The sequence below is a fragment of the Haloarcula halophila genome (genome assembly GCF_029278565.1).
GTDB lineage: Archaea > Halobacteriota > Halobacteria > Halobacteriales > Haloarculaceae > Haloarcula > Haloarcula halophila.
Window position 1 is genome coordinate 1476834 of record NZ_CP119559.1, and the last position, 25093, is coordinate 1501926.

Annotated in this window: 26 protein-coding genes, 1 tRNA gene and 1 pseudogene; 7 read left to right on the plus strand and 21 right to left on the minus strand. The window is 64.4% G+C overall.

All coding sequences use genetic code 11. The features are described from left to right. The first annotated feature begins 3 nt into the window (after positions 1–3). From P0204_RS07790 to P0204_RS07810, 5 genes and pseudogenes are all read left to right on the plus strand, one after another. Entirely contained in the window at positions 4–843 is an 840-nt protein-coding gene (locus P0204_RS07790; protein WP_379801686.1) for an aldo/keto reductase, read from the plus strand. Positions 844–849: 6 nt separating this feature from the next. Then, on the plus strand, positions 850–1041 hold the full coding sequence (locus tag P0204_RS07795; RefSeq protein WP_276223122.1) for a hypothetical protein: 192 nt from the start codon (positions 850–852) through the stop codon (positions 1039–1041). 76 nt (positions 1042–1117) lie between these two features. After that, positions 1118–1255, plus strand: coding sequence for a hypothetical protein (locus P0204_RS07800; protein ID WP_276223124.1), 138 nt, complete (start codon positions 1118–1120; stop codon positions 1253–1255). Between the two features lie 256 nt (positions 1256–1511). Continuing rightward, on the plus strand, positions 1512–1784 hold the full coding sequence (locus P0204_RS07805) for a type II toxin-antitoxin system HicB family antitoxin (protein ID WP_276223126.1): 273 nt from the start codon (positions 1512–1514) through the stop codon (positions 1782–1784). Then, positions 1785–2035: pseudogene (locus P0204_RS07810) on the plus strand (type II toxin-antitoxin system HicA family toxin). 154 nt (positions 2036–2189) lie between these two features. Here P0204_RS07810 and P0204_RS07815 read toward each other — a convergent pair. The 10 genes from P0204_RS07815 to P0204_RS07860 all read right to left on the minus strand — a co-directional run bounded on the left by P0204_RS07815 (position 2190) and on the right by P0204_RS07860 (position 9991). Continuing rightward, the gene (locus P0204_RS07815) at positions 2190–2435 is read right to left on the minus strand and encodes a type II toxin-antitoxin system HicA family toxin (RefSeq protein ID WP_276223128.1); all 246 of its coding nucleotides are present in this window, start codon (positions 2433–2435) and stop codon (positions 2190–2192) included. After that, a complete protein-coding gene (locus tag P0204_RS07820; RefSeq protein ID WP_276223129.1) occupies positions 2436–2642 on the minus strand; it encodes a type II toxin-antitoxin system HicB family antitoxin in 207 nt (68 codons plus the stop codon). A gap of 145 nt (positions 2643–2787) precedes the next feature. Then, positions 2788–2859, minus strand: a tRNA-Ala gene (locus P0204_RS07825). A 211-nt stretch (positions 2860–3070) separates the two neighbouring features. Then, complete coding sequence (gene rpsJ / locus P0204_RS07830) at positions 3071–3382, minus strand: 30S ribosomal protein S10 (protein ID WP_276223131.1); 312 nt, start codon at positions 3380–3382, stop codon at positions 3071–3073. 3 nt (positions 3383–3385) lie between these two features. Next, the gene (tuf, locus tag P0204_RS07835) at positions 3386–4651 is read right to left on the minus strand and encodes a translation elongation factor EF-1 subunit alpha (RefSeq protein ID WP_276223134.1); all 1266 of its coding nucleotides are present in this window, start codon (positions 4649–4651) and stop codon (positions 3386–3388) included. A 359-nt stretch (positions 4652–5010) separates the two neighbouring features. Further along, complete coding sequence (locus P0204_RS07840; protein ID WP_276223136.1) at positions 5011–5406, minus strand: DUF4870 domain-containing protein; 396 nt, start codon at positions 5404–5406, stop codon at positions 5011–5013. A 163-nt stretch (positions 5407–5569) separates the two neighbouring features. Continuing rightward, positions 5570–6520 carry a homoserine dehydrogenase gene (locus P0204_RS07845; protein WP_276223138.1) on the minus strand — a complete coding sequence of 317 codons (951 nt, stop codon included), beginning with the start codon at positions 6518–6520 and terminating at the stop codon, positions 5570–5572. Further along, complete coding sequence (locus tag P0204_RS07850; RefSeq protein WP_276223140.1) at positions 6517–7053, minus strand: amino acid-binding protein; 537 nt, start codon at positions 7051–7053, stop codon at positions 6517–6519. The genes P0204_RS07845 and P0204_RS07850 overlap by 4 nt, the downstream gene beginning before the upstream one ends. Before the next feature lie 253 nt (positions 7054–7306). After that, positions 7307–7525: a hypothetical protein gene (locus P0204_RS07855; protein ID WP_276223142.1), complete on the minus strand. Its 219-nt coding sequence runs from the start codon at positions 7523–7525 to the stop codon at positions 7307–7309. A gap of 276 nt (positions 7526–7801) precedes the next feature. After that, on the minus strand, positions 7802–9991 hold the full coding sequence (locus P0204_RS07860; RefSeq protein ID WP_276223144.1) for an elongation factor EF-2: 2190 nt from the start codon (positions 9989–9991) through the stop codon (positions 7802–7804). A gap of 191 nt (positions 9992–10182) precedes the next feature. Here P0204_RS07860 and P0204_RS07865 point away from each other — a divergent pair, with 191 nt between their 5' ends. Then, positions 10183–10980, plus strand: coding sequence for a DUF5781 family protein (locus P0204_RS07865; protein ID WP_276223145.1), 798 nt, complete (start codon positions 10183–10185; stop codon positions 10978–10980). Here the strand turns inward: P0204_RS07865 and P0204_RS07870 are convergent, their stop codons facing one another. The 5 genes from P0204_RS07870 to P0204_RS07890 all read right to left on the minus strand — a co-directional run bounded on the left by P0204_RS07870 (position 10981) and on the right by P0204_RS07890 (position 14138). Beyond that, a complete protein-coding gene (locus tag P0204_RS07870) occupies positions 10981–11691 on the minus strand; it encodes an energy-coupling factor transporter transmembrane component T family protein (protein WP_276223146.1) in 711 nt (236 codons plus the stop codon). Next, complete coding sequence (locus P0204_RS07875; protein WP_276223147.1) at positions 11685–12386, minus strand: energy-coupling factor ABC transporter ATP-binding protein; 702 nt, start codon at positions 12384–12386, stop codon at positions 11685–11687. The genes P0204_RS07870 and P0204_RS07875 overlap by 7 nt, the downstream gene beginning before the upstream one ends. Next, positions 12383–12997, minus strand: a complete 615-nt coding sequence (locus tag P0204_RS07880; RefSeq protein WP_276223149.1) for a biotin transporter BioY — start codon at positions 12995–12997, stop codon at positions 12383–12385. Before P0204_RS07880 ends, P0204_RS07875 begins: the two co-directional genes overlap by 4 nt. A gap of 98 nt (positions 12998–13095) precedes the next feature. Next, on the minus strand, positions 13096–13707 hold the full coding sequence (locus tag P0204_RS07885) for a 30S ribosomal protein S7 (RefSeq protein WP_276223151.1): 612 nt from the start codon (positions 13705–13707) through the stop codon (positions 13096–13098). Between the two features lie 2 nt (positions 13708–13709). Beyond that, complete coding sequence (locus tag P0204_RS07890) at positions 13710–14138, minus strand: 30S ribosomal protein S12 (protein ID WP_276223153.1); 429 nt, start codon at positions 14136–14138, stop codon at positions 13710–13712. Between the two features lie 182 nt (positions 14139–14320). Here P0204_RS07890 and P0204_RS07895 point away from each other — a divergent pair, with 182 nt between their 5' ends. Continuing rightward, on the plus strand, positions 14321–16711 hold the full coding sequence (locus P0204_RS07895; RefSeq protein WP_276223155.1) for a methyl-accepting chemotaxis protein: 2391 nt from the start codon (positions 14321–14323) through the stop codon (positions 16709–16711). 48 nt (positions 16712–16759) lie between these two features. On the opposite strand, the gene P0204_RS07900 is transcribed toward P0204_RS07895, so the two are convergent. From P0204_RS07900 to P0204_RS07925, 6 genes are read right to left on the minus strand one after another with little or no spacing between them, the layout of a single operon-like run. Beyond that, positions 16760–17185, minus strand: coding sequence for a NusA-like transcription termination signal-binding factor (locus P0204_RS07900; RefSeq protein WP_276223157.1), 426 nt, complete (start codon positions 17183–17185; stop codon positions 16760–16762). After that, positions 17185–18360, minus strand: a complete 1176-nt coding sequence (rpoA2, locus tag P0204_RS07905; RefSeq protein WP_276223159.1) for a DNA-directed RNA polymerase subunit A'' — start codon at positions 18358–18360, stop codon at positions 17185–17187. The genes P0204_RS07900 and rpoA2 overlap by 1 nt, the downstream gene beginning before the upstream one ends. Position 18361: 1 nt before the next feature. Continuing rightward, positions 18362–21271, minus strand: coding sequence for a DNA-directed RNA polymerase subunit A' (locus P0204_RS07910; RefSeq protein ID WP_276223161.1), 2910 nt, complete (start codon positions 21269–21271; stop codon positions 18362–18364). Position 21272: 1 nt separating this feature from the next. Next, positions 21273–23099, minus strand: coding sequence for a DNA-directed RNA polymerase subunit B (rpoB, locus tag P0204_RS07915; protein ID WP_276223163.1), 1827 nt, complete (start codon positions 23097–23099; stop codon positions 21273–21275). Positions 23100–23102: 3 nt separating this feature from the next. Further along, positions 23103–24668 carry a DNA-directed RNA polymerase subunit B'' gene (locus P0204_RS07920; protein WP_276223164.1) on the minus strand — a complete coding sequence of 522 codons (1566 nt, stop codon included), beginning with the start codon at positions 24666–24668 and terminating at the stop codon, positions 23103–23105. Beyond that, on the minus strand, positions 24668–24895 hold the full coding sequence (locus P0204_RS07925) for a DNA-directed RNA polymerase subunit H (RefSeq protein WP_276223166.1): 228 nt from the start codon (positions 24893–24895) through the stop codon (positions 24668–24670). The genes P0204_RS07920 and P0204_RS07925 overlap by 1 nt, the downstream gene beginning before the upstream one ends. Positions 24896–25093 lie beyond the last annotated feature (198 nt).

A 25093-nucleotide genomic window follows, 5' to 3' on the forward strand; every position in this document is an offset into this window, starting at 1 on the left:
TCCGTGACACCCCCCACGAAGACACTGCCCAGCGGCGACGAACTCCCGATGGTCGGGATCGGTACCTGGCAACTCCAGGGAGATACCCTCGCACAGTCCGTGCGTGCCGGTCTCGACGCCGGCTACGCCCACGTCGACACGGCCGAGGGCTACCACAACGAGGCCACGATCGGTGAGGCACTGGCGGACTACGACCGCGAGGACGTCTTTCTCACCTCGAAAGTCCTCCCCAAACACCTCGACTACGAGTCGGTGATCGCCTCCTGCGAGGCGTCGCTCGAACGGCTGGGGACCGACTACCTCGACCTCTATCTGGTCCACTGGCCGAACCCGGCGATCTCGCTGCGGGAGACGCTCCAGGCGATGGCGCACCTCCACGATGAGGGGCTGGTTCGGAACGTCGGCGTCTCGAATTTCAGCGCCTACCAGCTCTCGACCGCACACCACATCTCGCCGGTTCCCATCGCGGTCAACCAGATCGAGTACCACCCTTGGAACACCCAACCCGACGTCGTCGACTACTGCCACGAGACCGACACCGTCGTCGAGGCTGCAGCACCACTCGCTCGTACGGAGGTGTTCGGCGATCCCGTGATCCAGGATCTCTCCGGGAAGTACGACCGCTCGCCGGCGCAGATCGTCCTGAAATGGGCCGTCGAGAACGACGTCGTCGTCCTCCCGAAATCAACCTCCCCGGACCACGTCCGGGCCAACCTGGAGCTGTTCGATTGGGATCTGGACGACGACGACCACCAGCGTATCGACGAGATCGACCGCGAACGGACCGTCTACGACCATCCAGTCAGGGACTGGACTGGCGACACCTACGGGATCTCACAGTAGGTCTCGATGGTCACGCCACCGCCGCTTGACCGCTACGACGCCGCCGCGGCCCTGAGCGTCGGCTGCCTGCTGGTGGTGGCGTATCTCCTCGTTCCGAACCCGACCGTCCAGTACGCCGTGTGGCTGACGATCTTCTGTGTCTGGATGGCGTGGTTCGTCTTCTTCGGGGCGAAATGGCTCTACGGAGTGGATCGCTAACCGCAAGACGAGAGAACTGTTTACTCGATTCCGTGTCAGACGGATTTTATAACCCCTCCCGAAGTATACACACCCGATGCCTCGCATCGAAGTCCCGGAGAACCTGTACCGCCAGATCGAGGACGAAGCGAACGGCGACGACTTCAATGACACCCTCTGGAAGATGGTCGGCTCGTACCGCCGGACCAACAATCCCGAAGCCGACCAGACGTGAGCGTGGCTAACTGATTCGGTGGTCGGACCGGAGTCCAGTTTTGTGAGTCCGCAGCGGCCTTGTTCTTCTAAACGCGACGAGCGTCCCTCATCCGGATAGTTCGATAGGACGAGAAAGTTGGATGGACTCGCCGAGTTGGATAGACCGCGAAATCGCGCTCGATTCCACCTGAACCGTCGGTTCCAGCGGCTGGCGGCTCCTCCGACACCTGCCAGCGCCGAACGTTTATCCCCCTGACCGAGCAATACGGTCCTATATGGCCAGTTCGACCCGCGAAGGCGATTCCGACCACGAGGACGAGATTCGGATGTGGCGCGAGGGCGACGACTGGGTCATCACCGACGTCGAAACTGGAGTCACGACCCAGGGCGAGACTCGCGAGCACGCGCTCGAGATGCTCGACGAAGCCGTCGCGCTCCACAAGGGCGAGATCGGTCGCGAACCGACCGACGAAGAACTCCGTGAACTGGGCATCGATCCGGACGACAACACAACCGGCGATACGGAGCTGCCGGATTTCATGCAGTAGATGGGTCGACGGACCTTCTCGGGGATGGAAGTCGTGAAAGTGCTGGTCAACGTCGGGGCTTCGAGTGGCGACGAACAATCGGTGACCACGCACAACTCTACTACGTCCATCCGACCAACGACGACGACAGGCGACAGGTGACCGTGCCGCTCCACGACGAACTCAAACCCGGGACACTGCGAGACATCGCAAACGGGGCTGGTGCGAACGACTTCGACACGTCCTGCGACTGGATCGATCACAACAGCTGAAACGCCCGAGAGCAGATGTCTTAGATGAACCCGCCGGGGTTTCGTCACGCCGCGTGAAAGATTCGGACTAACCCCGACGCTGTGGTGCGGTCCAGGGATACCCCGACCGAACAACTCGTGAGTTCGGATTCGGCTCGATCCGTGACACCGATGTTCACCGATGCTCGTCGATCCACTCACACCACGCGTGGAAGTCGTTCGTACCACACTGGTCGGCAATGCGCTGCAGTGTTCCGACGCGGAGTCGGTCGTGGAGCGGTACGGTGACGGTCCGTTTCTCGCCAGCCTCGGGATGGGTGTACTTGAGAATTGCGTGGTCACCGCGTGTCCGGTCGTGGCGATACCCGAACTTCCGGAGGACGGTGACGATTTCACTGCCCGAAAAATCTCTCGTGACCATTCACGAGTCCTCGAACCACGGCGCATCGGGTTCGGGAGCCGCTGTGTCCCCGGCTCTCGCTTCCTTGGTAAGCTCGATGGCTTCATCGAGGTTTTCGAGCGCCGCCGTCCGTGACGGTCCCTGACTCGCAACACCGGTTTCCTCGTCTACCGCCGACCACCAGCCATCGTCCTCTTCGATGAGACGGATCTCACGTCCGGTGCTCATACAGCATGATACGCCTGAATATCAGATAAGGGTTCGGCCGTGGTCGAAACGGGTGTGCGTCTAGTCCACGACGGATTCCAGGAGAGTTCATTGTGGGTGCGACTGGACAGCGGTAGAGGGCCTGAAAACTGTGATACGCTGGATATGGACTCGCCGGGATTTGAACCCGGGGCCTCTTCCTTGCGAAGGAAGCGATCTGCCACTGATCTACGAGCCCGCGCGTTTGCCTCTCGAACGCCGGGTCGTAAAAACCCTGCGCGTGAGGGCGACCTTCGATAGCGATTCACACGGCGTGTGGACGTGTCCCGGCGTGCGGTTCGGTGCGGATGCGACCCGGCCTCACGGACGGATATCGAGGCCGACGCGACGATCAGTCCCGAGCCACGCCCTGTGGGCGCGCCTCGACCCTCGCGAAGCTGACGCTTCGCTCAGTCCTCGAGGACGATCTCGATGGAGACGTCGTTGGGCACCTGGATGCGCATTAGCTGGCGCAGTGCCCGTTCGTCGGCGTCGATATCGATCAGCCGCTTGTGGACCCGCATCTCCCAGTGTTCCCACGTCGCAGTCCCTTCACCGTCGGGGGACTTGCGTGTGGGGACTTCCAGCGTCTTGGTGGGGAGCGGGACCGGCCCCGACAGCTCGACACCGGTCTTCTCGGCGATCTCCCGCACGTCGGCGCAGATGTTGTCGAGGTCGTCGGGGCTCGTGCCTGCGAGCCGAACGCGTGCCTGCTGGGACATGTGTTATCGCTCGTTGACGCTGAGGACCTTACCAGCAGCGATGGTCTGACCCATGTCGCGGATGGCGAAGGAGCCGAGCTCCGGGATCTCGCCGGACGGCTCGATGCTGAGCGGCTTCTGCGGACGAACCGTGACGACTGCAGCGTCGCCGTTCTGGATGAAGTCGGGGTTCTCCTCGGCGACCTCGCCGGAGGCGGGGTCGATCTTCTGGTCCAGGGACTCGATGGTACAGGCGACCTGTGCCGTGTGAGCGTGGAAGACCGGCGTGTACCCCTCGGTGATCACCGACGGGTGCTGCATGACGACGATCTGGGCCTGGAACGTCTCGGCGACCGACGGCGGGTCGTCGGCCGGACCACAGACGTCACCGCGGCGGATGTCGTCCTTGCCGATGCCACGGACGTTGAACCCGACGTTGTCACCGGGCTCGGCCTTCGGGACTTCCTCGTGGTGCATCTCGACGGTCTTGACCTCGCCGCCGACGTCGCTTGGCTGGAACGAGACGTTGTCGCCCGTGTTCAGGATACCCGTCTCGACACGGCCGACCGGGACCGTCCCGATACCGGAGATGGTGTAGACGTCCTGGATCGGTAGGCGAAGCGGCGCGTCCGTCGGCGGTTCCGGCGCCGGCAGTTCGTTGAGTGCCTCGATGAGGATCTCGCCGTCGTACCAGTCCGTGTGCTCGGACTCGCTGGCGATGTTGTCGCCCTCGAACGCCGAGACCGGGATGAACTTCGCGTTCTCCGTGTCGAAGCGGACCTGGTTGAGGAGGTCCTTGACCTCCTCGACGACCTGCTTGTACTCGGACTCGCCGTAGTCGACGAGGTCCATCTTGTTGACGGCGACGATGAGTTCGCCGATGCCAAGCGTTCGGGCCAGGAAGACGTGTTCCTGGGTCTGGGGCTGAACACCGTCGTCGGCGGCGACGACGAGAACAGCGTTGTCGGCCTGGCTCGCGCCCGTGATCATGTTCTTCACGAAGTCACGGTGGCCGGGACAGTCGACGATGGTGAAGTCGTAGGTGTCCGTGCTGAACTCCTGGTGGGCGATGTCGATGGTGACACCACGCTCTCGCTCCTCGGCGAGGTTGTCCATGACGTAGGCGAACTCGAAGCCGCCCTTGCCCTTCTCTTCTGCTTCTTCCTTGTGCTGTTCGATGACGTGCTCCGGTACCGATCCTGTCTCGTACAGGAGGCGGCCGACGAGCGTGCTCTTTCCGTGGTCGACGTGGCCGATGATGGCCAGGTTCTGGTGTTGTTCGTCGCTCATTGTTGAATCTCACGCGCAGGGGCGCTGTATCGGAATCTTTAGCCGGTGGTTCATAAAATCATTTCGAAAGCGAGCAGGCGTCATCCCCGCGCTATCGTGCGGTTCGACATGACGTGTCATGATGTGGGTTGGAGAGCGGCCGACAACGACGGACTACTGAAAGACCGGACCAGGCAATCCCGGCGAGTCCACCCAACTCATTCCGTTCGTTTCCTCGCCGACTTCCCGTTCGCTACGCTCACGGCAGTCCCGTCGAGCTGGATAGACAGAGGACGCCACGGATCGTTTCTCGCGAAAGTCAGACCCGGATGGGTCCTATGACACCACTGGAAAATGCGTCTGTGGTCGGTTCGCCCGGACTACAGCGCTTCCTCGATGGAGCGCGCGATGTCGGCAAAGATCGGTAGTTCGACGGTCTCCTCGGAGTAGGCCTTGTACGCCAGGAAGATGAACGCGACGAACATAGCCAGGTTGAACACGCCCATGATCAGGCCAGCCAGCAGCGCGATTGTTCCCGGTAAGGACCCGGTTATGAATCCCACTGCAAACCGGAAGACGTACAGACCGATCCCGAAGGCAACGGCCTGTGCCGCGTTGAATCGCAGGAACTCGTTGCCGTCTTCCTCGACGAAGAGGAAGATCAGCGCGATCGGCCACAGGATGTAGCCGATCGCAGCCGCGATGTTCGCCGAGAGTCCGAACACCGCGTCGTCAGCTTCCGCACCTGGCACCACCGTATCTGATTGCGTCGCCATATATCCGGACTCTACACGATCGCATATAATAATTTCCCTCAGAGCGACAGGTGTTATAATCCGGCGATCGTTCGATCCTTCGACATATCTTGGCCGTCGGTAAAACGGATGACGACACCTGGTTTCAAAAGCGTATAGGCAGTACTGGTCAGCTCTCGGATAGCTACTGCCCGAGTCGACCGACATCTGCGAGGACGGCACTCGCGGTTTCAGGGCCACCGGCACCGCGACCGGAGATGTTGAGCCGACCGGCGTGTTCGGTCTCCAGTTGGACGATGTTGCGCGTCCCCGACGGCGCAAGCGGTGCGTTCTCCGGCACCAGTCGGGGGCCGACGCGGACCTCTCCCTCGGCGACTTCGGCGATGAGGCGGATCGTCCGCCCCTCCTCTTGGGCGAGTTCGAGGGCGCTGCCCGCGATGTCCTGGATCCCCTCGACCTCGGCGTCTTCGAGCGTGTACTCCCGGCCGTCGTCGGCCAGGACGTTGGCGACGATGACACCTTTCAAGGCTGCGTCGGTGCCGTCGACGTCGAACGTCGGGTCGGCCTCGGCGACGCCCAGGTCCTGGGCCTCCGCGAGAACGTGTTCGTATCCCAGCCCTTCTGCGGCCATCCGCGAGAGGATGAAGTTCGCCGTCCCGTTGAGGACTCCCCGGACCGCGGTGATGTGTTCCGGATCGAAGTCGTCGATCGTCGAGAGGACCGGCATCGCACCGCCGACGGTCGCCTCGAACAGGACCGTCCCCTCGCTTTCCGCTTCGAGTTCCCGGACATCCGCGTACCGTTCGGCGACCGGTCCCTTGTTCGCGAGGACCACGTGTCGGTCCCGTTGAAGCGCGGTCTTGAGGTGGCCGAAACCGGGTTCGGCATCACCAAGCGTCGTCGGCGTCGCCTCGACGAGGACGTCGTATGGCGCCTGGAGGGCGTCTTCGGGTGCTTCGTCACCGACGATGCCGTCCGTTGCTTTCCGGTCCAGAACGGCCGCCGTATCGAGACCGTCCGGATCGATCGCGGCGCTCCGTGAGTCCGAGAACGCAGTGACGGTGTGGCCGTAGTCGGCCGCGAGTTCGACGACCGACCCGCCGACCGCGCCGGCACCCATTACTGCCAGCCTCATAGTTCACCCCCGGCGGCCAGTGGTTCGATGACACGTAGCTCCTTTTCGGCCGCGATATCTCTGATCGTTTCCATCACTGACTCGGTCGCGTTCTGTTCGGTCGCCAATCTGATCCGTGCGCTGGAGGTGGCGTCCTCGGTCCCTTCGGGCGCCGACAACGAGAGGTCCGTCACCGTCGCGTCTGTATGCTCCTGGATGCGCGAGAGCGTATCCGAGAGGTCCGTGTTGATGAGATGCCCCGTGAGGACGACCGTCAGTGTCTCGCTGTAACGCTCGGCGCCAGCCTGGATGACGTTGATGCCCGCGTCGCGCAACGCGTCGACGATACCGTCGAACCGTTCGGGGGTCGCCTCCATGTCGACCTCCACGGGGATGTGCCCGCGGGGCGTGACATTGCCCCGTTCGTGGAAGATAGAGAGGAGGTTACCGCCGTTGTCGGCGATGGGCCCGAGCGCCCGCAACAGTTCACCCGGCTCGTCGACCAGTTCGAGCCGAACTGTGTAGGACCGAACCTCGTCGGTCGAGTCGCTCATCGCCCGCTCACCTCCTGTGGAGTATCTCCGCTCATTGTCGGTGACTCAGAGGGGGTAGCTATAAGAATCCCAGCGTTTCGTGCGAGCGGATAGACTGCACTGACGACCGGAGCGTACTGGCGGTCACCCATCACGTCGGGACCTTCGAGGGACTGATCGACCGACTCACCGTCTTCGACCGGGGCGAGAGCCGCTACGACGGCCCCGTCGACACCGAGATCGGCGCCCGCGAACAGTACCTCTCGATCGTCGGTTAGGGGAGAAACTCCTCGTAGATGTCGTCGATCCACTCGTTGAACTGCTCGCCCCGCGGGGACCCCCACGGGTTCCGCGAGAAGTAGTAGATCGCCGCAAACAGCGTCGAGAGCCACAGCGCGATCGCCGGGCCGAGGATGGACTGCCAGATAAACGTCGACGTGCCGGCGATCAGCGCCGCGATCAGGAGGTCCACCAGTTGGTAGAGTCGGCTCATACCGATCGTTGGCCCGAGAGGAGCCTAAACGTATGGGAAGAGAGAGGCGAGGTGTAGCGGTCTGTCGAGTGTGCCGAACTCACCCCGACGGTGCGGGCCAGTGTTTCCGAGTGAGTCGTCGGACTGCGGAGGGACAAGCGTACCGCGCGAACATCGTGAGCACGGTCTCACGGGACCGAACGAATCGAGGTCCCGCCTTTTTCCCAGCTTTTTGCAGCGGGGGTTCCCGCAGCGAGCGGAGCGAGCGCGGAAACTCCCGTTCCAGAAAGTGGAGTCTTAGAAGTAGTCGATCGCTTCCGGCAGCTCGGTCTTCATCCCCTTTCGCGTGCGGATCTCGGTGATCTTGTCGGGCTGGAGGTTGTCGGCCATGACCTGGAAGCCGGCGTTCTCGGTGTTCCAGGAGGCACGGCCCTCGGTGGCCGAGCGGATGTCACTGGAGAAGCCGATCATCTCGTCGACGGGCGCGACGCCCTCGACGACCATCAGGTCGCCTTCCTGGTACATGTCGTCGACGCGGCCACGACGGCCCTGGATCTCGCCGCTCGCGGCGCCCATGTGATCGTTGGGTACGTCGATACGGACCTGCTGGATCGGCTCCAGCAGTTTGATGTCGGCGTCGATCAGTGCGTTGTGGACGGCCTCCCGGACTGCCGGGATGACCTGTGCCGGACCGCGGTGGATGGCGTCCTCGTGGAGCCGCGCGTCGTGGAGCCGGATGAGCGAGCCCTGGACCGGCTCCGCAGCGAGGGGACCGTCGTCGAGGGCCTCTTCGAGCCCTTCGATGACCAGTTCCATCGTCTCGTTGAGGTGCTGGATCCCCTTCGTGTCGTCGATGAGGACGTTCGTCCCGTGGATGTGTTCGACGTTCTGGGAGGTGTCCTTGTCCATGCCGGCGTCCTGGAGAGCCTCACGGCGCTCCAGTTCGGGCATGTCCATCGAGGCTTCGCCGAGCTTGATCGTCTCGACGATGTCCTCGTTGAGCGGCTCGATGGTGATGTAGAACCGGTTGTGGTTGTTCGGCGAGCGGCCCTCGACCTCGCGGGAGCTGGACTGGGGGGCCTCGCGATAGACGACGATCGGCTCCCCGGTGTTGATCGGGATGCCCTGGTTGCGCTCGATGCGCTGTCCGATGACCTCCAGGTGGAGCTCACCCTGGCCGGAGATGAGGTGTTCGCCGGTGTCCTCGTTGATCTCGACCTGGATCGTCGGGTCTTCCTTGGCGACCTGCTGGAGCGTCTCGATGAGCTTCGGCAGGTCGTCCATGTTCTGTGCCTCGACGGACTTCGTGATGACCGGCTCCGAGATGTGTTCGATAGACTCGAAGGGAGTCATCTCGATGCTCGAAACGGTCGAGCCGGCGATAGCGTCTTTGAGGCCGGTGACGGCGGCGATGTTGCCGGCGGGGACGTGTTCGACCTCCTCGCGCTCGCCACCCATGTAGATCCCGACGCTCTGGATGCGGTTCTTGCCGGCGGTCCCGGAGACGTACAGCTCCTGGCCCTTCTCCAGGGTTCCGGAGAAGACACGGCCGGCAGCGATCTCGCCGGCGTGGGGGTCGACACCGATGTCGGTGACCATCAGGACGACTTCGCCGTCCTCGTTGACGAGCCGCATGTCGTCGGCGAGTTCCGAGTCCGCGTCCCCACGCCAGATACGCGGGACACGACGGGGCTGGGCGTCGACGGGGTTCGGGAAGTGCTCACAGACCATGTCGAGCACGACGTCGGACAGCGGCGTGCGCTCGTGGAGTTCCTGGCGCTTGTCGGCGCGTTCGAGCTCCATGATCTCGCCGAAGTCCATCCCGGTGCGTTGCATCGAGGGCATCGAGACGCCCCACTTGTACAGCGCCGACCCGAAGCCGACGGTCCCCTCCTCGACGGAGACGGTCCAGTCGTCGTCGATGTCGTCCATCTCCTCGGTCATCCCGCGGATGAGCTCGTTGACGTCACGGATGACAGCGAGCAGGCGCTCCTGCATCTCTTCGGGGCCTTCCTGCAGCTCCGAGATGAGGCGGTCGACCTTGTTGATGAACAGGGTCGGCTTGACGCCCTCACGGAGCGCCTGGCGCAGCACCGTCTCGGTCTGTGGCATGGCGCCCTCGACGGCGTCGACGACGACGAGCGCACCGTCGACCGCACGCATCGCGCGGGTCACGTCGCCACCGAAGTCGACGTGGCCCGGCGTGTCGATGAGGTTGATGAGGTGGTTCTGGTCCTCGTACTCGTGGGTCATCGAGACGTTCGCGGCGTCGATGGTGATCCCACGTTCCTGCTCGTCCTCCTCGGTGTCCATCGCGAGCTGTTCGCCCGCGGTGTCGTCGGAGATCATGCCGGCACCGGCCAGCAGGTTGTCAGTCAGCGTCGTCTTCCCGTGGTCGACGTGAGCAGCGATGGCGATGTTCCGGATGTACTCCGGGTCGTTCATCAGTGTCTCACATTCCTGAACGATTTTCTTACGTCGGCCCATTATACAGAAGAGTATCAACAGGAGGGTCAAAAGGATAGTGTTTCGCCACGACCGGACGGCTGATTCCGGCAGTTACGCGTGCTACTCTCACTCATTCGAGGTATTCCGTTCCGGCCTGATCGTTTCTTCCCGAGCGTGGAGAACGGAACGGCCGTGGATTAATGGTATCCCATCCCCTGTGAACGACACACATGGAACTACACGTACAGGGCGGGCCGGTCGAACCGTTTCTCGGCGCACAAGACCTCTTCTCGACGGAGTACGATCTCGACCGGCCAGTGACAGTCCGGGTCCGTGAGGACCCCGACGAACGAACGCGGGTGAGTCACAGCGAGGACGGCCATCTGTTGACGATCTCCCGGCAGGCCGCGACCAGCGCGATGGCCCGGGAACTCGCGCTCCACGAGTTCGCACACATGCACCACCACGAACGGGGCCACCCGTCACACACCCAGTCGACAGAGGAGGCGATCTACCTGGCGCTTGCGGGCCGGTCGGTCGAACAGCGGAAACTCACCCACTGCTACCAGATCGCCAACCACATGCGCGATGTCTACGCCGACGACGTCTGGATGGCGATGGCACCGGGCGACAAACTCGTCCCCTTCCTGGAGGCGAGTCTGGCCGCGGCAGTCGCGGACCGTCCGGCTGACCCCCCGGGCTGGGACCACGTGACCCCGACGACACCACGCGATCGCGGCCCGGACGAACCGACCGCCAGGTTGACGCCGGCCGCCGATCCCGAGATCACCGCGGTCAACGCCGCGTTCGCGCTCGCACTGTGTGAGCGCCACGACCTCGTCGACGACGACCACCGGTTATACGATCTCGCGCACGCGGCGGCCGCCGACGCCGAGGGCGTCAGCCTCGCGGAGTTCAAGCGCCATTTCGCTTCGCTGTCACCCGACCCCGACGCCTCCGAATTCCGGAAGGCACTGGTCGACGTGACCCGCGCGTACGCCACCAGCGGGACGAAGGCAGCCGACTGATCACGCGGTGACCAGCGGCGAGACCGCGAGTGCGACGGCGGCCGTGACCACCAGGTAATCGCCCCGCCCGAAAGCCATCGCCGGCGGCGTCGGGTTCCAGGCGAAACACCGGGCTCGAAGGGCGACAGAGAGGTGATCGGCACGCCCCAACGCTCGTGCGAGGCCGACGACGGCGATCCGGCGCGCCCGGTCGACGACGGAGCGCCGTTGCCCACCGCGTGCCCGGATCGCGTCCTGAACCGACAGGAGATCCCGCCGGAGCACGGGGAGAAACCGGAACGTGAGCGCGACGCCGACACCGAGCGCCTGGCCGAAGCGGCCGGGGACGTGTCGCTGGATGGCGGCCCGCGTCGCCCGAACCGGCGTCGTCCGGACGTAGGCTGCGCTGACGAACAGTACCAGGAGGACGCGGGTCACCGCGACTGTCGGCACCAGCGCGCGGTCGGGGGCCAGCCAGGGCGACCCGAGGACCACCGCGGCCGAGAGCGGCCCGAGCGCGAGGATAGCGACGACGAACCAGTAGTTCCGGAGCACCGTCAGCGGCGAGAGCCGTCCCGCCGTCAGCACGACCCCGGCGAGAACGGCCAGCCCGGCGAGCCGGGTCGGTGTCGGTCGGGCGAAGACGGCGACGGCGAACCCCACCTGGAAGGCGAGTTTCGACCGCGCGTCGAGCCGATGGGCCACCGTCGCACCCGGTTCGTAGGTCAGCATCCCGCGTCGACACCGAGCGGTTCCAGATCGGGCACGACCGTCTCGGGATCGCCGTCGGCGACGATCCGACCCTCGGACAGAGCGACGATCCGGTCCGCCCGCTCCCGGAGGTCCCGTAGATCGTGCGTGACGACGACGACGCTGGTCCCCTCGGCGGCGAGTTCGTCGAGTTTCGCGAGTACCGACCGCCGCGCCCGTAGGTCCAGGCCGGCGAAGGGTTCGTCCAGCACGAGATGGGTCGGTTCCATCGCCAGCGCTCCGGCGATCGCCACCCGGGCTTGCTGCCCGCCCGAGAGTGCGTCGATACGTGCCTCCTCGCGACCGGCCAGGTCGACGGCCGCCAGTGCCTCGGTGACCCGGCGGTCGATCTCTGCCCGCTCCAATCCTAGGTTCTCCGGGCCGAAGGCCACGTCGGCGCCGACGGTCGCAGCCACTAACTGATCGCGGGGGTGTTGGAACACCATCCCGACGCTCGTCCGTGCCGCGACCGGGTCCTCGGTCACGTCGACGCCGTCGACGGTGACGGTCCCCGAATCGGGTTCCAGCAGGGCGTTACAGTGGCGGACGAGCGTCGTCTTTCCGCTCCCGTTCGGGCCGACCAGCAGGAGAAACTCCCCGTCGGGGACGGTCAGCGAGACGCGGTCGAGAGCGACGGCGTCCCCGAACCGGTGGACGAGATCGGTGACGGAGATCATACGGCCTGTTGCCGGGCGAGCGCCCCACCCCGGACCAGCGCCAGCGTCGCGGCGATCTTGATAGCGTCACCCGGGAGAAACACCGCGGCACCGACCGTCGCCGCCTCCACCGGCGGGAGTCCCGCCGCGTAGGCCAGCCACGGCACGCCGACGGCGTAGATGACGACGAGACCGACGACGAGCGCGCCGGCCTGGACGCCGACCGAGACCTCCGAGAGCTGTCGAGGCCCCGAACCACGGTCGGCGATACTCCCGAACGGGCGGTGGACGATCGCTCCGATGACGACCGCGGCCACGAGGAAGCCGATCAAGTAGCCCCCCGTCGGCCCGAGGACGTAGCCGAGCCCCGCGCCGCCGTTCGAGAACACCGGCGCGCCGGCGATCCCGACCAGCAGATAGAGCGCGATCGAGAAGCCGCCCCAACGGGGTCCCAGCAGGAGGCCAGCGAAGTAGACGCCGAACACCTGAAACGAGATCGGTGCGGGGAGTCCCGGAACCGGGATCGAGACGTACGCGAACACGGCTGTCAGCGCCGCGAGGACCGCCGCGAGCGAGATGTGTTTGACTGCCTCGTCGCCGACCAACTCGACGGAGTCGTGTTCCTGTGCCATGCGGACCATTCCCTCGTCAACCAAAATATAGCCGGCGGTTTACCAGAGGCTCGCGAAACCGAGAAACGGCCCGCGACGCGGGCAGCAAACGATCGAGGTTACCGCGCGGCGGCGGCGACGCGCTCTTTCTCTTCTTTCTGGTTGACGGCGTAGGCCTGGACGTCGTTGTTCGCAGCGCCGATCAGCTGCTGGGCCAGGGCCTCGGACGCGTCGGTCGTCGTCTTGAACGAACTGCCGTAGACGCCTTCGGCGATGAACTTCAGCGCCTGGTCGACGCGGCGCTGGGGAGCGACGTCGACGGCCTTCGGGACGGAGATGCCACCGTACTTCAGGCGGACAGTCTCCTCACGCGGGGCGCTGTGCTCGACGGCACTGACGAGCACCTGGACGGGGTTCTCTTCGGTGCGCTCGTGGACGATATCGAACGCGTCCCGAACGATCGAGGTCGCGAGCTGCTTTTTGCCCGTGTTCTCGTCGGTCTGCATCAGACGGTTGATCAGCCGTTCGACGATGCTGATCTCGCTTTTCTTGAACTGCTTGTCGGTGTGACGACCCATCGTGTGAGCGATGGGCGTGACAGTGATGTAGCGCTCGGTCGACGGATCGGAGTATTCGATGTCGGTGACCTCCCACTCGTCGAATAGCTTCGCGCGAGCAGTCTCGTCGTCGGCGCCGGGTGCGTCCGGCTCGGGGGAATCCTCTGTACTCATGATTAGCGGACCGGTTTCTCTGCGTTACCGCGAACGAGTTCGATCAGCGAGACGCCGTTTACCTTCTCGACCTTGTAGTTGACACCGGAGAGGTCGCCCATCGCACGACCCTTCGCGCCACCGATCCCGGCGATGGTGACTTCGTCGTGTTCGTCGATGAAGGAGATAGCGCCGTCACCGGGACAGAAGGCGGTGACCTGCTTGCCGTTCTTGATCAGCTGCACCCGCACGCATTTCCGGATCGCGGAGTTGGGCTGTTTCGCTTCGATTCCGACCTTCTCCAGAACGATGCCACGACCCTGAGGCGCACCCTCAAGCGGATCGGACTTCTTGCCGAGCCCGCGCTCTCGTCGCGCGTAATCCGAGTCGGACCACCGATGCTTCTGGCGGTCTTTTTTGAGTTTACGGGCGGCGTATTTGCCGTTCGTCATAGTACGAATTCGTACCCGACGGAGGTACTTAAGACTCCTCTTTCCGATCCGTGCACGCACCGCGTGTGTCGTGGTCTAGCGCGGGAATCCGGCACGTCGAGAGCCGTATTCACACCTGATAACCAGGGGGGTGGATTTACTATCAGCCTCGCGAAAGCATCCGGAAATCACTCGGGACAGGAATGAAGGCACGATCACTACTCCCAGTTGCGGTCCGGAAAAGCTACTTACGCAAGTTCGCACTCGCGGTCGGTGTCATCGCCGTCGTCGTCCTCAGTGCGGGACTGGTAGCGCAGGGGTCCATCGCAGCGGAACTGACCACACAGCGCAACGACGAACTGCTGACGGCCACGGAACAGGAAGCCGCGGCGTTGGATCAGTGGGTCAGCGAACAGCGCGAAGCGACCAGACTCCTCTCGAATCACTACTACATCAGCGGCGCTACGGACACCCGGATCGAAGCGACGATCAAGAACGAACGGGAACGGCGGAACCGAACCGTCGACGAGATCCATCTGGTGAATCTCGTGACCAGCGAGATCGACCGGAGTACCAACGAATCGATGACCGGGAGGACCCTCTCGGAGATGTCGATCGCCTGGGAGCGCGGGACACTCGTCTTCGACGGCCGCAACGACGTCGCCCGCTCGAAGGTGTTCCGCTGGGACGGCGACTATCATATCGCCTTCGCCAGCAAGATCCCCGACCGCACGCGGGCGGTCGTGTTCACCTACGACATCAGTACGCGCGGCTCGCAGTTCCGGTCCACCATTGAGGGCGGGAAGACCCAGGTGCTGTCCCCGGCCGGTGAGATACAGATCGCCGAGAACGAGTCGAGAATCCTGACCCGCTACGCCGACGGCACCGAGAACGAGGTGCTCCAGGCCAGCCGAAACACCACGAACGGGACCGTCCAGGGCGGCGGTGAGCTGTTCGCCTACACCGAGAGCGACGAGACGAACTGGGTCCTCGTCAAGCGAGTCCCCGTCGAGAACGCCTTCGCGGTCCGGAACCGCGTCCAGCGGAACATCTTCGCGTTGCTCGGCCTCGCGCTCGTCGGGTTCGTCGCCTTCGGGGCCTTCGTCGGCCGGGACATTCGTCGATCGCTCGCGGCGGTCACGAACCGGGCCGACGCGCTAGCGGCTGGCCGGATCGGCGACGACACCACGGACACCGACCGGATGGACGAGATCGGACAGGTCGAAGACGCCTTCGGTGACATCGCGTCGTATCTCCAGACGGTCGCCGACCAAGCCGACGCGCTGGCTCGACAGGAGTTCGACGACCCCGTCCTCGATCGGGCGGTCCCCGGCCGACTCGGCGAGTCCCTGGACGAGATGCGGGTCGACCTCGAAGGGTTCATCCACGACATCGAACGAGCAAAGACCGAGGCCGAGCAGGCCCAGCGGGAGGCCGAGGAACTGGCCGAGTCACTGGAACGCCAGGCCGAGGAGTTCTCGACAGTGATGCGTGCCGCCGCCGACGGCGACCTCTCACAGCGACTCGACACGGACACCGACAACAAGGCGATGGCCGAGATCGCGACGGCGTTCAACGAGATGGTCGCCCAGTTGGGCCAGACCGTCGTCCACATCCGGGAGTTCGCCGCCGACGTCGAGGACTCCGCCGAACAGATCAGCGCCAGTGCGACCGAAGTCCAGAACGCGAGCGAGGGGGTCAGCCGGTCGGTCCAGGAGATCGCCGCCGGCGCCGACGACCAACACGAGCACATCCAGCGGGCCTCCGACGAGATGTCGAATCTCTCCGCGACCATCGAGGAAGTCGCCTCCCAGGCCGACGAGGTCGCTACCACCTCCCGGGAGGCTGCCGAGATCGGTGAGACCGGGCGCACTCGCGCGACGGACGCCGTCGACGTGATGAACGACATCGAGCGCCGGGCCGAGACGACGATCGACCGCGTCGAGGCCCTCGACGAGGAGATGACCCGGATCGGCGAGATCGTCGACCTGATCGACGACATCGCCGAGCAGACGAACATGCTCGCGCTGAACGCCTCGATCGAGGCCGCCCGGGCCGGCGAGGCCGGCGAGGGCTTCGCCGTCGTCGCCGACGAGATCAAACAGTTGGCCGAGGAGACCGGCGAGGCCACCGAGGAGATCTCGACGGTCATCGCGGAGGTCCAGTCCTCGACGGGCGAGGCCGTGACCGACATCCGGGAGATGGGCGACAGCGTCTCCGAGGGGATCGAGACCGTCGACGGGGCGATCGAGTCACTGGAAGCCATCGTCGACCGCGTCGAAGCGGTCAACGAGGGGATACAGTCGATCAACGCCGCCACCGACGAACAGGCCACCGCGACCGAGCAGACCGTCTCGATGGTCGACGAGATCGGCTCGATCAGCGAGGAGACCGCCGGTCAGGCAGAGGACGTCGCTGCCTCGGCAGAGGAGCAGACGGCGACGATCAACGAAGTGAGCGACAGCATCGACTCGCTGGCCGGCCAGGCGACCGACCTCCGGGAGCTACTGGGACAGTTCGACGTCGAGACGACCCAACACGGCAACACTGGGGGTTACGAGCCCGACGACGAGGCAGCGGCCGACGACGACTGATAGGGCCGTCGCTGGCGGGTCCAGACGCGAAAGAACTACCGAACGGACTCAGGTCAACTCGATGCCGTCGATCCCGTAGTGCCGTCGTGCGAGGTGTCGCGCCGCGTCGATGTTCCGGCCCTCGCGGCCGATCGCGGCACCACGGTCCTCCTGTGCGACCTCGACGTACGCGATCGTGTCGTCGTTCTCCGAGATGGTGACGTTGTACACCGCCGCCGGGGCCAGCGCGTTCGCGACGAAGTCCTCGGCGGTGTCGGCGTCCTCGACCAGTTTCACGGGTCGGCCGATCCGTTCCTCGACGGTCGTGACAGTCTCGCCGCCAGGTCCGATGGCGTCGGCTATTTCGCCGCGTTTCACCAGGTAGACGACCTGGTCGTGAGCCTCGTCGATCACGCAGTCCCGGACGGTGACGGCTGCCTCGTCCTCGAAGAGGGCGACCAGCTGTCGCGCGTCGTCCGAGAGCTCGACGCGCATCAGTCCTGACTCGCGCCCATCCGGAGGTCGACGTCACCCGTCCCGAGCTTGATCGGCTTCCCGACGATGACGTTCTCGGTGACCCCGTCGAGTTCGTCGACCTCGCCGTGGATGGCGGCGTCGAGCAGGTGGTTGACCGTCACCTCGAAGGCTGCGCGGGCGAGCACGGAGTCTTTCGACCCCGAGATGCCGTGGCGGCCGATCGACTCGATTGTCCCCTCGTTTGTCATGATGTCCGCGACCAGCATCAGATGGCGGACGTTCACGTCGTCGAGCCCCTGCTCTTCGAGGGTGTTCATCGTCTCGTTGATCAGCGTCTCGCGGGCCGCCTCGATGCCCAGTTCTTCGTTGATCTCGTGGATGTTGTTACACGTCGTCCGGGACGCGTCGACACCTTCGATACCGAGTACCTCCCCGAAGTCCGACCCCTCGGTGTAGAGGACGAACTCCTCGCCGCTGTCGGTCTCCTCCTTGCGGATGACGACCCGGGAGATGTCCTCGATACCTTTGAAGACGATGTCCCGCAGTTCCTCGACGAGTTGGAGGAGGTCCCGGTAGCTGGGTTCCTCCGGGCCGAACTCGATGACGGTCCCGACCTGCCGGGCCGTGACACCGAGGTTGGATTCGATGGTGTCGGCGATCTCCTCGGCGATCGCGTCGACGTCGTTGACGGTCGGCCACCGTTCTAACAGCGTCTGTTCGTTGAGATCGATCTCGACGAGCATGTCGGCGACGTTCGTCGAGATGTCACCCAGCGCGAGGATCTTCGTGGCCTCGATCTTCCAGACGACCTCGTGGGCTCGCTCGCGATCGGTCGCGTACTCGTCCTCCAGATGGACCGTCATCATCGGCGTGTCCGGTGTTTTCCGGGCGTCGACCAGTTCGATGAGCCGCGGGAGCCCCTGGGTCACGTCGATCTCGGCGACACCGGCGTAGTGGAACGTGTTCATCGTCATCTGCGTTCCGGGTTCACCGATCGATTGGGCCGAGACAGTGCCGACCGGATCGAGCGGGTCGACGCGGGTGTTCTGGTACTTCGACTCGACGGCCTTGGCGATTCGGTCGGCCTCCTCGACGTCGACCGCTCGCTCTTCGATCGTGCTGTACACGTCGTTTTTGAGCCGTCGGGGAAGGTCCGTGTCCTCGACGACGGCCTCGATGTCTTCGGATACCATGTTAGTCGTCCCCCTCGGCCATCCACCAGTCGTCGGCGTGTTCCGAGAGGTTGGTGCGTTCGGTACGCTGCCCGAGGAAGCTCTCTTTTTCCTCCTCGCTGTCGAACTCCTCGTTCAGGACGTTGTCCGCGATCTCCTCGACGTCGACGGCGGCCCCCTCCTGACTGGAGGAGACGTTGACCGGCGAGGTCCCGTCTTCGCCGAACTCGAACTGGACGATCGTATCCGAGGTGTCCCGGACGGTACCGTCGTACTGCGTCTCCAGTTCGGAGAGGGCGTTGATGAGTCGGCGCTGGAGGTAGCCGGACTTGGAGGTCCGGACTGCCGTATCGACCAGCCCCTCGCGGCCACCCATCGCGTGGAAGAAGAACTCCTTCGGGCCGAGCCCGGACCGATAGGAGGACTCCACGAAGCCGTGGGCGTCCGAGGAGAGATCGTCCTCCTCGAAGTGAGAGAGCGTGCGGTTCTCGTAGCCGCGGTTGATCCGCTCACCACGGACTGCCTGCTGGCCGACACAGCCGGCCATCTGCGTGAGGTTCAGCATCGACCCACGCGCGCCGGACTCGGCCATCACGACGGCCGGGTTGTCGTCGCTGAAGTGGTCTTCGGCGATGTCACCGGCGGAGTCACGTGCCTTGCCCAGCGTCTGCATGATCTTCATCTCGAGGGTCTCGTCGACCGTTCGGCCGGGCAGCGATTCGAGGTCGCCCCGCTCGTAGGTCTCGATGAGTTCCTCGACGCGGTTGTAGGCGTTGTCTATCGCGTCGTTGATCTGTTCTTCTGCCTCGGCGGGGATGGACTCGTCGTCGATACTGATGGAGAACCCGAAGTGCATGATCGACCGCATCGCCAACGCCGAGATCTCGTTGACCAGGATCCGCGCGCGGGTCTTCGAGTAGTCCTTCGCGATGGTGTCGACGACTTCGCCGCCGAAGGCACCGACAGCGTCCTCGTCGATAGTGCCCGAGACCATCTGTCCGTCCTCGATGACGACGTTGTCGCCGGCCGAGGAGGTGAAGTCCAGGTTGAGATCGTCGGGCAGGAGTTCCGAGAACAGCGAGCGGCCGGTCCAGTAGGGCTCGCCGGCCTCGTCCTCGCCGTCGGGGGCGGGCAGTTCGTCGATACGTGTCGCCCGGAGCATGTCCAGGGCCTGGGTCTCGTTGAACTGCGGGTTGGTGTGGGTCAGCAGGTAGGTCCCGCTGATGTGGTCCTGAATCGCGCCGATGATGTTCTCGCCGAACCGGGGCGAGAGCATCTGTTCCTGCACGCGCATGAGGACACGGGCCTCCGCACGGGCCTCCTCGTTCTGCAGCGCGTGCATGTTCATCTCGTCGCCGTCGAAGTCGGCGTTGTACGGCGGACAGACCGTCGTGTTCAGCCGGAACGTCTTGTACGGCATCACGACGACCTCGTGAGCCATGATCGACATCCGGTGCAGCGACGGCTGGCGATTGAACACGATGATGTCGCCGTCGACGAGGTGGCGGCTGACCTCCCAGCCGGCATCGACCTTCTCGGCGAGTTCCTCGCAGTTCTTCTCGGTGACCTTGAGCCGACGGCCGTCCGGCCGCTGGACGTAGTTTGCGCCAGGGTGGGCCTCGGGGCCGTTTGCGACGTAGTGGCGGGCCTCGTCGAGGTTGCGCTCGTTGACGTTCATCGTCTGGGTCATCTCCTTTGCGACCCGGTCGGGAACGCCGACCTCGTTGAGCGATAGGGTCGGGTCCGGCGAGATCACGGTCCGGGCGGAGAAGTTGACGCGCTTCCCGGAGAGCGAACCGCGGAACCGTCCTTCCTTCCCCTTGAGACGCTGGGAGAGGGTCTTCAGTGGCCGGCCGGAGCGGTGTCGCGCCGGCGGCGTCCCGCTGATCTCGTTGTCCATGAACGTGGTGACGTGGTACTGCAGCAGTTCCCAGAGGTCCTCGATGATCAGCTGTGGCGCACCGGCCTCGCGGTTCTCCATGAACCGCTGGTTGATGCGGATGATGTCGACCAGTTTGTGAGTGAGGTCGTCCTCGGACCGCTGGCCGTTGTCCAGCGTGATCGAGGGACGGGCCGTCACCGGCGGTACTGGGAGCACAGTGAGGATCATCCACTCGGGCCGGGACCGCTCGGGGTTCATCCCCAGGACTTCGATGTCCTCGTCCGGGATGTCCTCGAACCAGTCCCGGATGTCGCTGGGCATCAGCTTGTTCATGTCCTCTTCGGTCAGATCGACGTTGAGCGCCTTCTCCAGCGCTCGGCGGTCCTCCTGTCGGGGGCGGAACTCGCCGCTGAGGATCTGCTGGACGCGCTCGGCGTCGATGCCCGTCTCCTCGGCGAGGTCCGTCGGCGCGATCGGATCGTCGGCCTCCTCCATGGCCGCGGCGATTCGCTCGGGGTACTCCGAGGACAACACCTGCTGGACCTCGTAGTAGGTCGTGGGCTTCTCGTGTTTGATGTCGTACTGCTTCTCGCCACAGAACGGACAGCGGTCCTTCTTGCGTGCCTGGCGGATCGCCGACTTGGTGACGTCGTTGAGGTCCCGACCGAGGTCACGCGTCCGCTGGAGCTGTTCGCCGAACTCCTCGCGTTCGCTCTCGTCGAGACAGAGCCGCGAACAGTCCCGGCAGGTCCCACGAAGGAGCCGTCGGATGAGCTTCGCGAAGCCGACGTGGATCACCGGCGCGGCCAGTTCGATGTGCCCGAAGTGGCCGTTACACGAGCCGGAGTGTTTCCCGCAGGTCTTACACTCCAGGCCGGGATCGATGACCCCGAGTCGGGGGTCCATCAGCCCCATGTCGATGGGGAAGCCGTCGTCGTCGTACGTATCGGCCGTGATTACCTTCGTGGCCGACATGTCTCGGTACTCCTCGGGGTCCATCAGCCCGAAGCTGAGTTGCCCGATCTCTTTGGGTGTCTGCTGTGAACTCATCTTAAACTGCGTCCTCCAGTTCGATTCGCGGAGCGATACCCAGTGCCTTCATCTCGTCTAACAGGAGCTTGAACGCATAGGACATCTCGACCTCGTGGATGTCGGTCTCCTCCTCGCAGTTGGGACAGTAGATCCGCCGCTGTTCGACGTTCTCGACGGCGGTCATCCCACACTGGCCACAGACGTTGATCCACTCGCGGTCGGACTCGTCGAGCAGGCGCTCTTTGAGCGCCATCGCCGCGCCGTGTCCGATGAGCACGTCCCGTTCCATCTCCCCGACGCGCAGGCCACCTTCGCGGGCCCGCCCCTCGGTGGGCTGTCGGGTCAGGACCTGCACCGGCCCGCGTGAACGGGCGTGCAGTTTGTTCGAGACCATGTGGTAGAGCTTCTGGTAGAAGATGTCCCCGACGAAGATCTCGGCCTCGATCTTCTCGCCGGTGACGCCGGAGTACATCGTCTCCTTGCCCGACGAGGAGAACCCGTGGTCCTCCAGGGAGCCGCGGAGTTCCTCCTCGTCTTCCCCGGTGAAAGCGGTCCCGTCGACGCGCCGGCCTTCGAGTGCGCCGACCTTGCCCCCGATCATCTCCAGGATGTGTCCGACGGTCATCCGGGAGGGGAGCGCGTGGGGGTTGATGATGAGGTCCGGCACGACACCCTCCTCGGTGAAGGGCATGTCCTCCTGGGGTGCGATGTGACCGACGACACCCTTCTGACCGTGTCGGGAGGCGAACTTGTCGCCCAGTTCCGGGATGCGTTCGTCACGCACGGAGACCTTCGAGAGCTTCGAGCCGTCCTCGCCCTCCATCAGTGTGACCGTGTCGACGACTCCGGATTCGCCCGAGCGCATCGTGACGCTGGTCTCGCGGCGCTTCTGGGGCGAGAGGCCACCCATGTCGTCCGGTTCTTCGAGGAACCGGGGCGGGCTGGTCTTGCCCAGCAGGACGGCGTTCTCGCCGACCTGGGTCTCGGGGTTGACGAGCCCGTCGTCGTCTAAGTGGGTGTAGGCTTCCTCGCCGCGTGACCCACGGACCTCGTCGTCGGGAATCTCGAAGCGGTCCTCCTGACCGCCGGGATAGCGCCGTTCCTCGCCCTCGTAGGTCCGGAAGAAGTGCGACCGCGAGAGCCCACGATCGACCGAGCCCTGGTTCATCACCAGGGCGTCCTCGATGTTGAACCCCTCGTAGGACATCACGGCGACGACGAAGTTCTGTGCCGCCGGGCGGTCGTCGTAGCCGATCTGCTCGGTGGTCTGGGTCTTGACCATCGAGAGCTGCGGGTAATGCAGGAGGTGCTGGCGCGTGTCCGGGCGAATCCGGTAGTTCGCGCTGGGCAGCCCCAGAGACTGTTTGATCATCCCCGAACCCATCGTGATCCGCGGGCTGGCGTTGTGCTCGGGGTAGGGGATCATCCCCGCACCGATCCCGAACATCAACTGCGGGTCGATTTCGAGGTGCGTGTGGTTCTCGGTGAGTTCGTCCTCGTCGACCCCGACCAGGATGTCCTCCTCTTCCTCGGCGTCGATAAACTCGACGAGTCCGCGGTCGACCAGATCGTCGAAACCGAGTTCGCCCGCTTTGAGCTGCTCGACCTCCTCGTCGGAGATGAGCGACTCGCCGTTCTCGACGATCAGCAGCGGACGCCGAGCACGGCCGGCGTCGGCGTTGATGATGACTTCGTCCGTGCGGTCCTTGACCGACACGTTGACCATCTGGGAGACGTCCCCCCGTCGGCGGGCCTGTCGGACCTGTTGTGCGAGCTGTTCGGGGTCGGGGTGTGTCCCGACCAAACTACCGTTGACGTATACTTTGGCTTCTCGTCCCTGACTCATTGTTTAATCGTCCGCGGGCGTCTGTTCGATCGACTCGATGCCGGGGATACCCTGGACCCCCATCTCGGCGAGTTCCTGTTTCAGTTCCTGTGGCTCCGCGACGTCCTGTGAGAGTTCCATGGCTTGGGCGAAGTTCTTCACCAGGCCACAGTTGGGACCCTCGGGCGTCTCCGAGGGGCAGATACGACCCCACTGGGTCGCGTGGAGGTCACGCGCCTCGAAGTGGGGCTGGCTGCGCGAGAGCGGCGAGCGGAGGCGCCGGAGGTGTGAGAGCACGCCCATGAAGTCCGTCCGGTCGACCAGTTGGCTCACGCCGGAACGGCCCCCGACCCAGTTCCCCGTCGCGATGGGGTGTTCGAGCCGTTCGGTCAGCACGTCCGAGCGGACCACCGTCGAGACAGAGAGTTGGCGGTTCCGCATGTTCGCGCGTTCGAGCTGATACTTCACGTCCCGGGCGAGCTTGTTCAGCGCGGTCCGGAACAGGTCGGTCATCAGGTCGCCGCTGACCTTCAGCCGCTTGTTGGCGTAGTGGTCCTTGTCGTCGGACTCCCGGCGGTCCAAGGCGAGTTCGAAACACGCCTCGGCCATCCGGCAGAGGTAGTAGGCCTTGTTGATCCGGACCTCCTCCTCGTCGACGCCCTCCTCGTGGAGATGCGGGAGCAGGTACCGGTCGATGACGTAGTTGGCGCGTTTGAGCTGGTAGTTCTTGCCCTGGCCGGAGGCGACGCGCTGGCCCAGCGTCTCGATGGCCTCTTCGGTCGTCTGGACTTCCGCTTCCTCCAGGTTTTCCAGCATGAACTTCACGATCTCGGGGTCCTCGCTCACCCGGTGGACGATCTCCTCGTCGGACTCCAGCCCGAGCGCGCGCACGAGCGTCACGAAGTCGATGCTGCCCGAGACGGACGGGAAGGATACTTCGAGCAATCCGTCGCGGGTCCGTTCACAGAGCACGAGTGCGCGGTAGCCACGGCGCTGGGAGAAGGTCTTCGCGACCTGGACCTCGTCGCCGTACTTGGTGTCGTACTCCGCGAGGATCTTGTTCGGCGCGAGGTCCTCGCTGGTCATCAGCACCCGCTCGGAGCCGTTGACACAGAAGTAGCCACCGGGGTCGGCGGGGTCCTCGCCGATGTCGATCAGTTCCTCGTCGGAGAAGCCGACGATGTTACACTTGTTCGAGCCGACCATGATCGGCATGCGACCGATCTTCGTCTCGGTCCGGTCGACGACCTCCTCCGGTTCCTCCTCGCCACCGCGGACGATGGCCATCTCCATGAACACCGGCGCGGAGTACGTGATGTTGCGTAGCCGAGCCTCCTGGGGATAGAGCAGTTCCTCGCTGCCGTCGGCCTCGCGGACGCGGGGGGTGACGACGCGAACGTCGCCGAGTTCGACCCACACCGGCTCCTGGCCTTCCTTGTCGCCGATGTCGGTATCGATGGTCTCTTTCTCGTCGACGACCTGTTGCATCCCTCGATCGAGGAAGGCGTTGAACGAGCGGAAGTGGTGTTCTGCGAGCCGTTCCTTACCGAAATATTCGCGTGAGATCTTGCGGCGGTCCTGTGTGTCCATTATTCCACCACCAGTCGGTATACGACTGCTTCGTCGGTCGTTCGCGAGTCGCGGACGATACGGATGACGTCACCGACCTCGGCGTCGTCCGGGAGTCCCGGATCGGCGCGTTTGATCTTCGGGAGGTCGGTCTTCTTGATATCGTACTCGTCGAGCACTGCTTCGAGGTCGTCCTCGTCGACGACGCTGTGGTCGGGGACGAGGTCGTGTTGACTTACATCTACCATGTGTGTGCGTGTGCGTGGGGCCTGTGGCTGGAGAAGGTTGCTGTCACGAGATACTACAGGCACTTATCGTCGGGACGCATATAACGCTTGCCAACTTGGCCGGCAGCAGCTATCTGACCCCGGCCCCACACACGGACCGTGAGAAGCGCTTACGTGCGTGGCGGTTCGACCAGCGCAGATATAGAAGTTTGGGTCCCG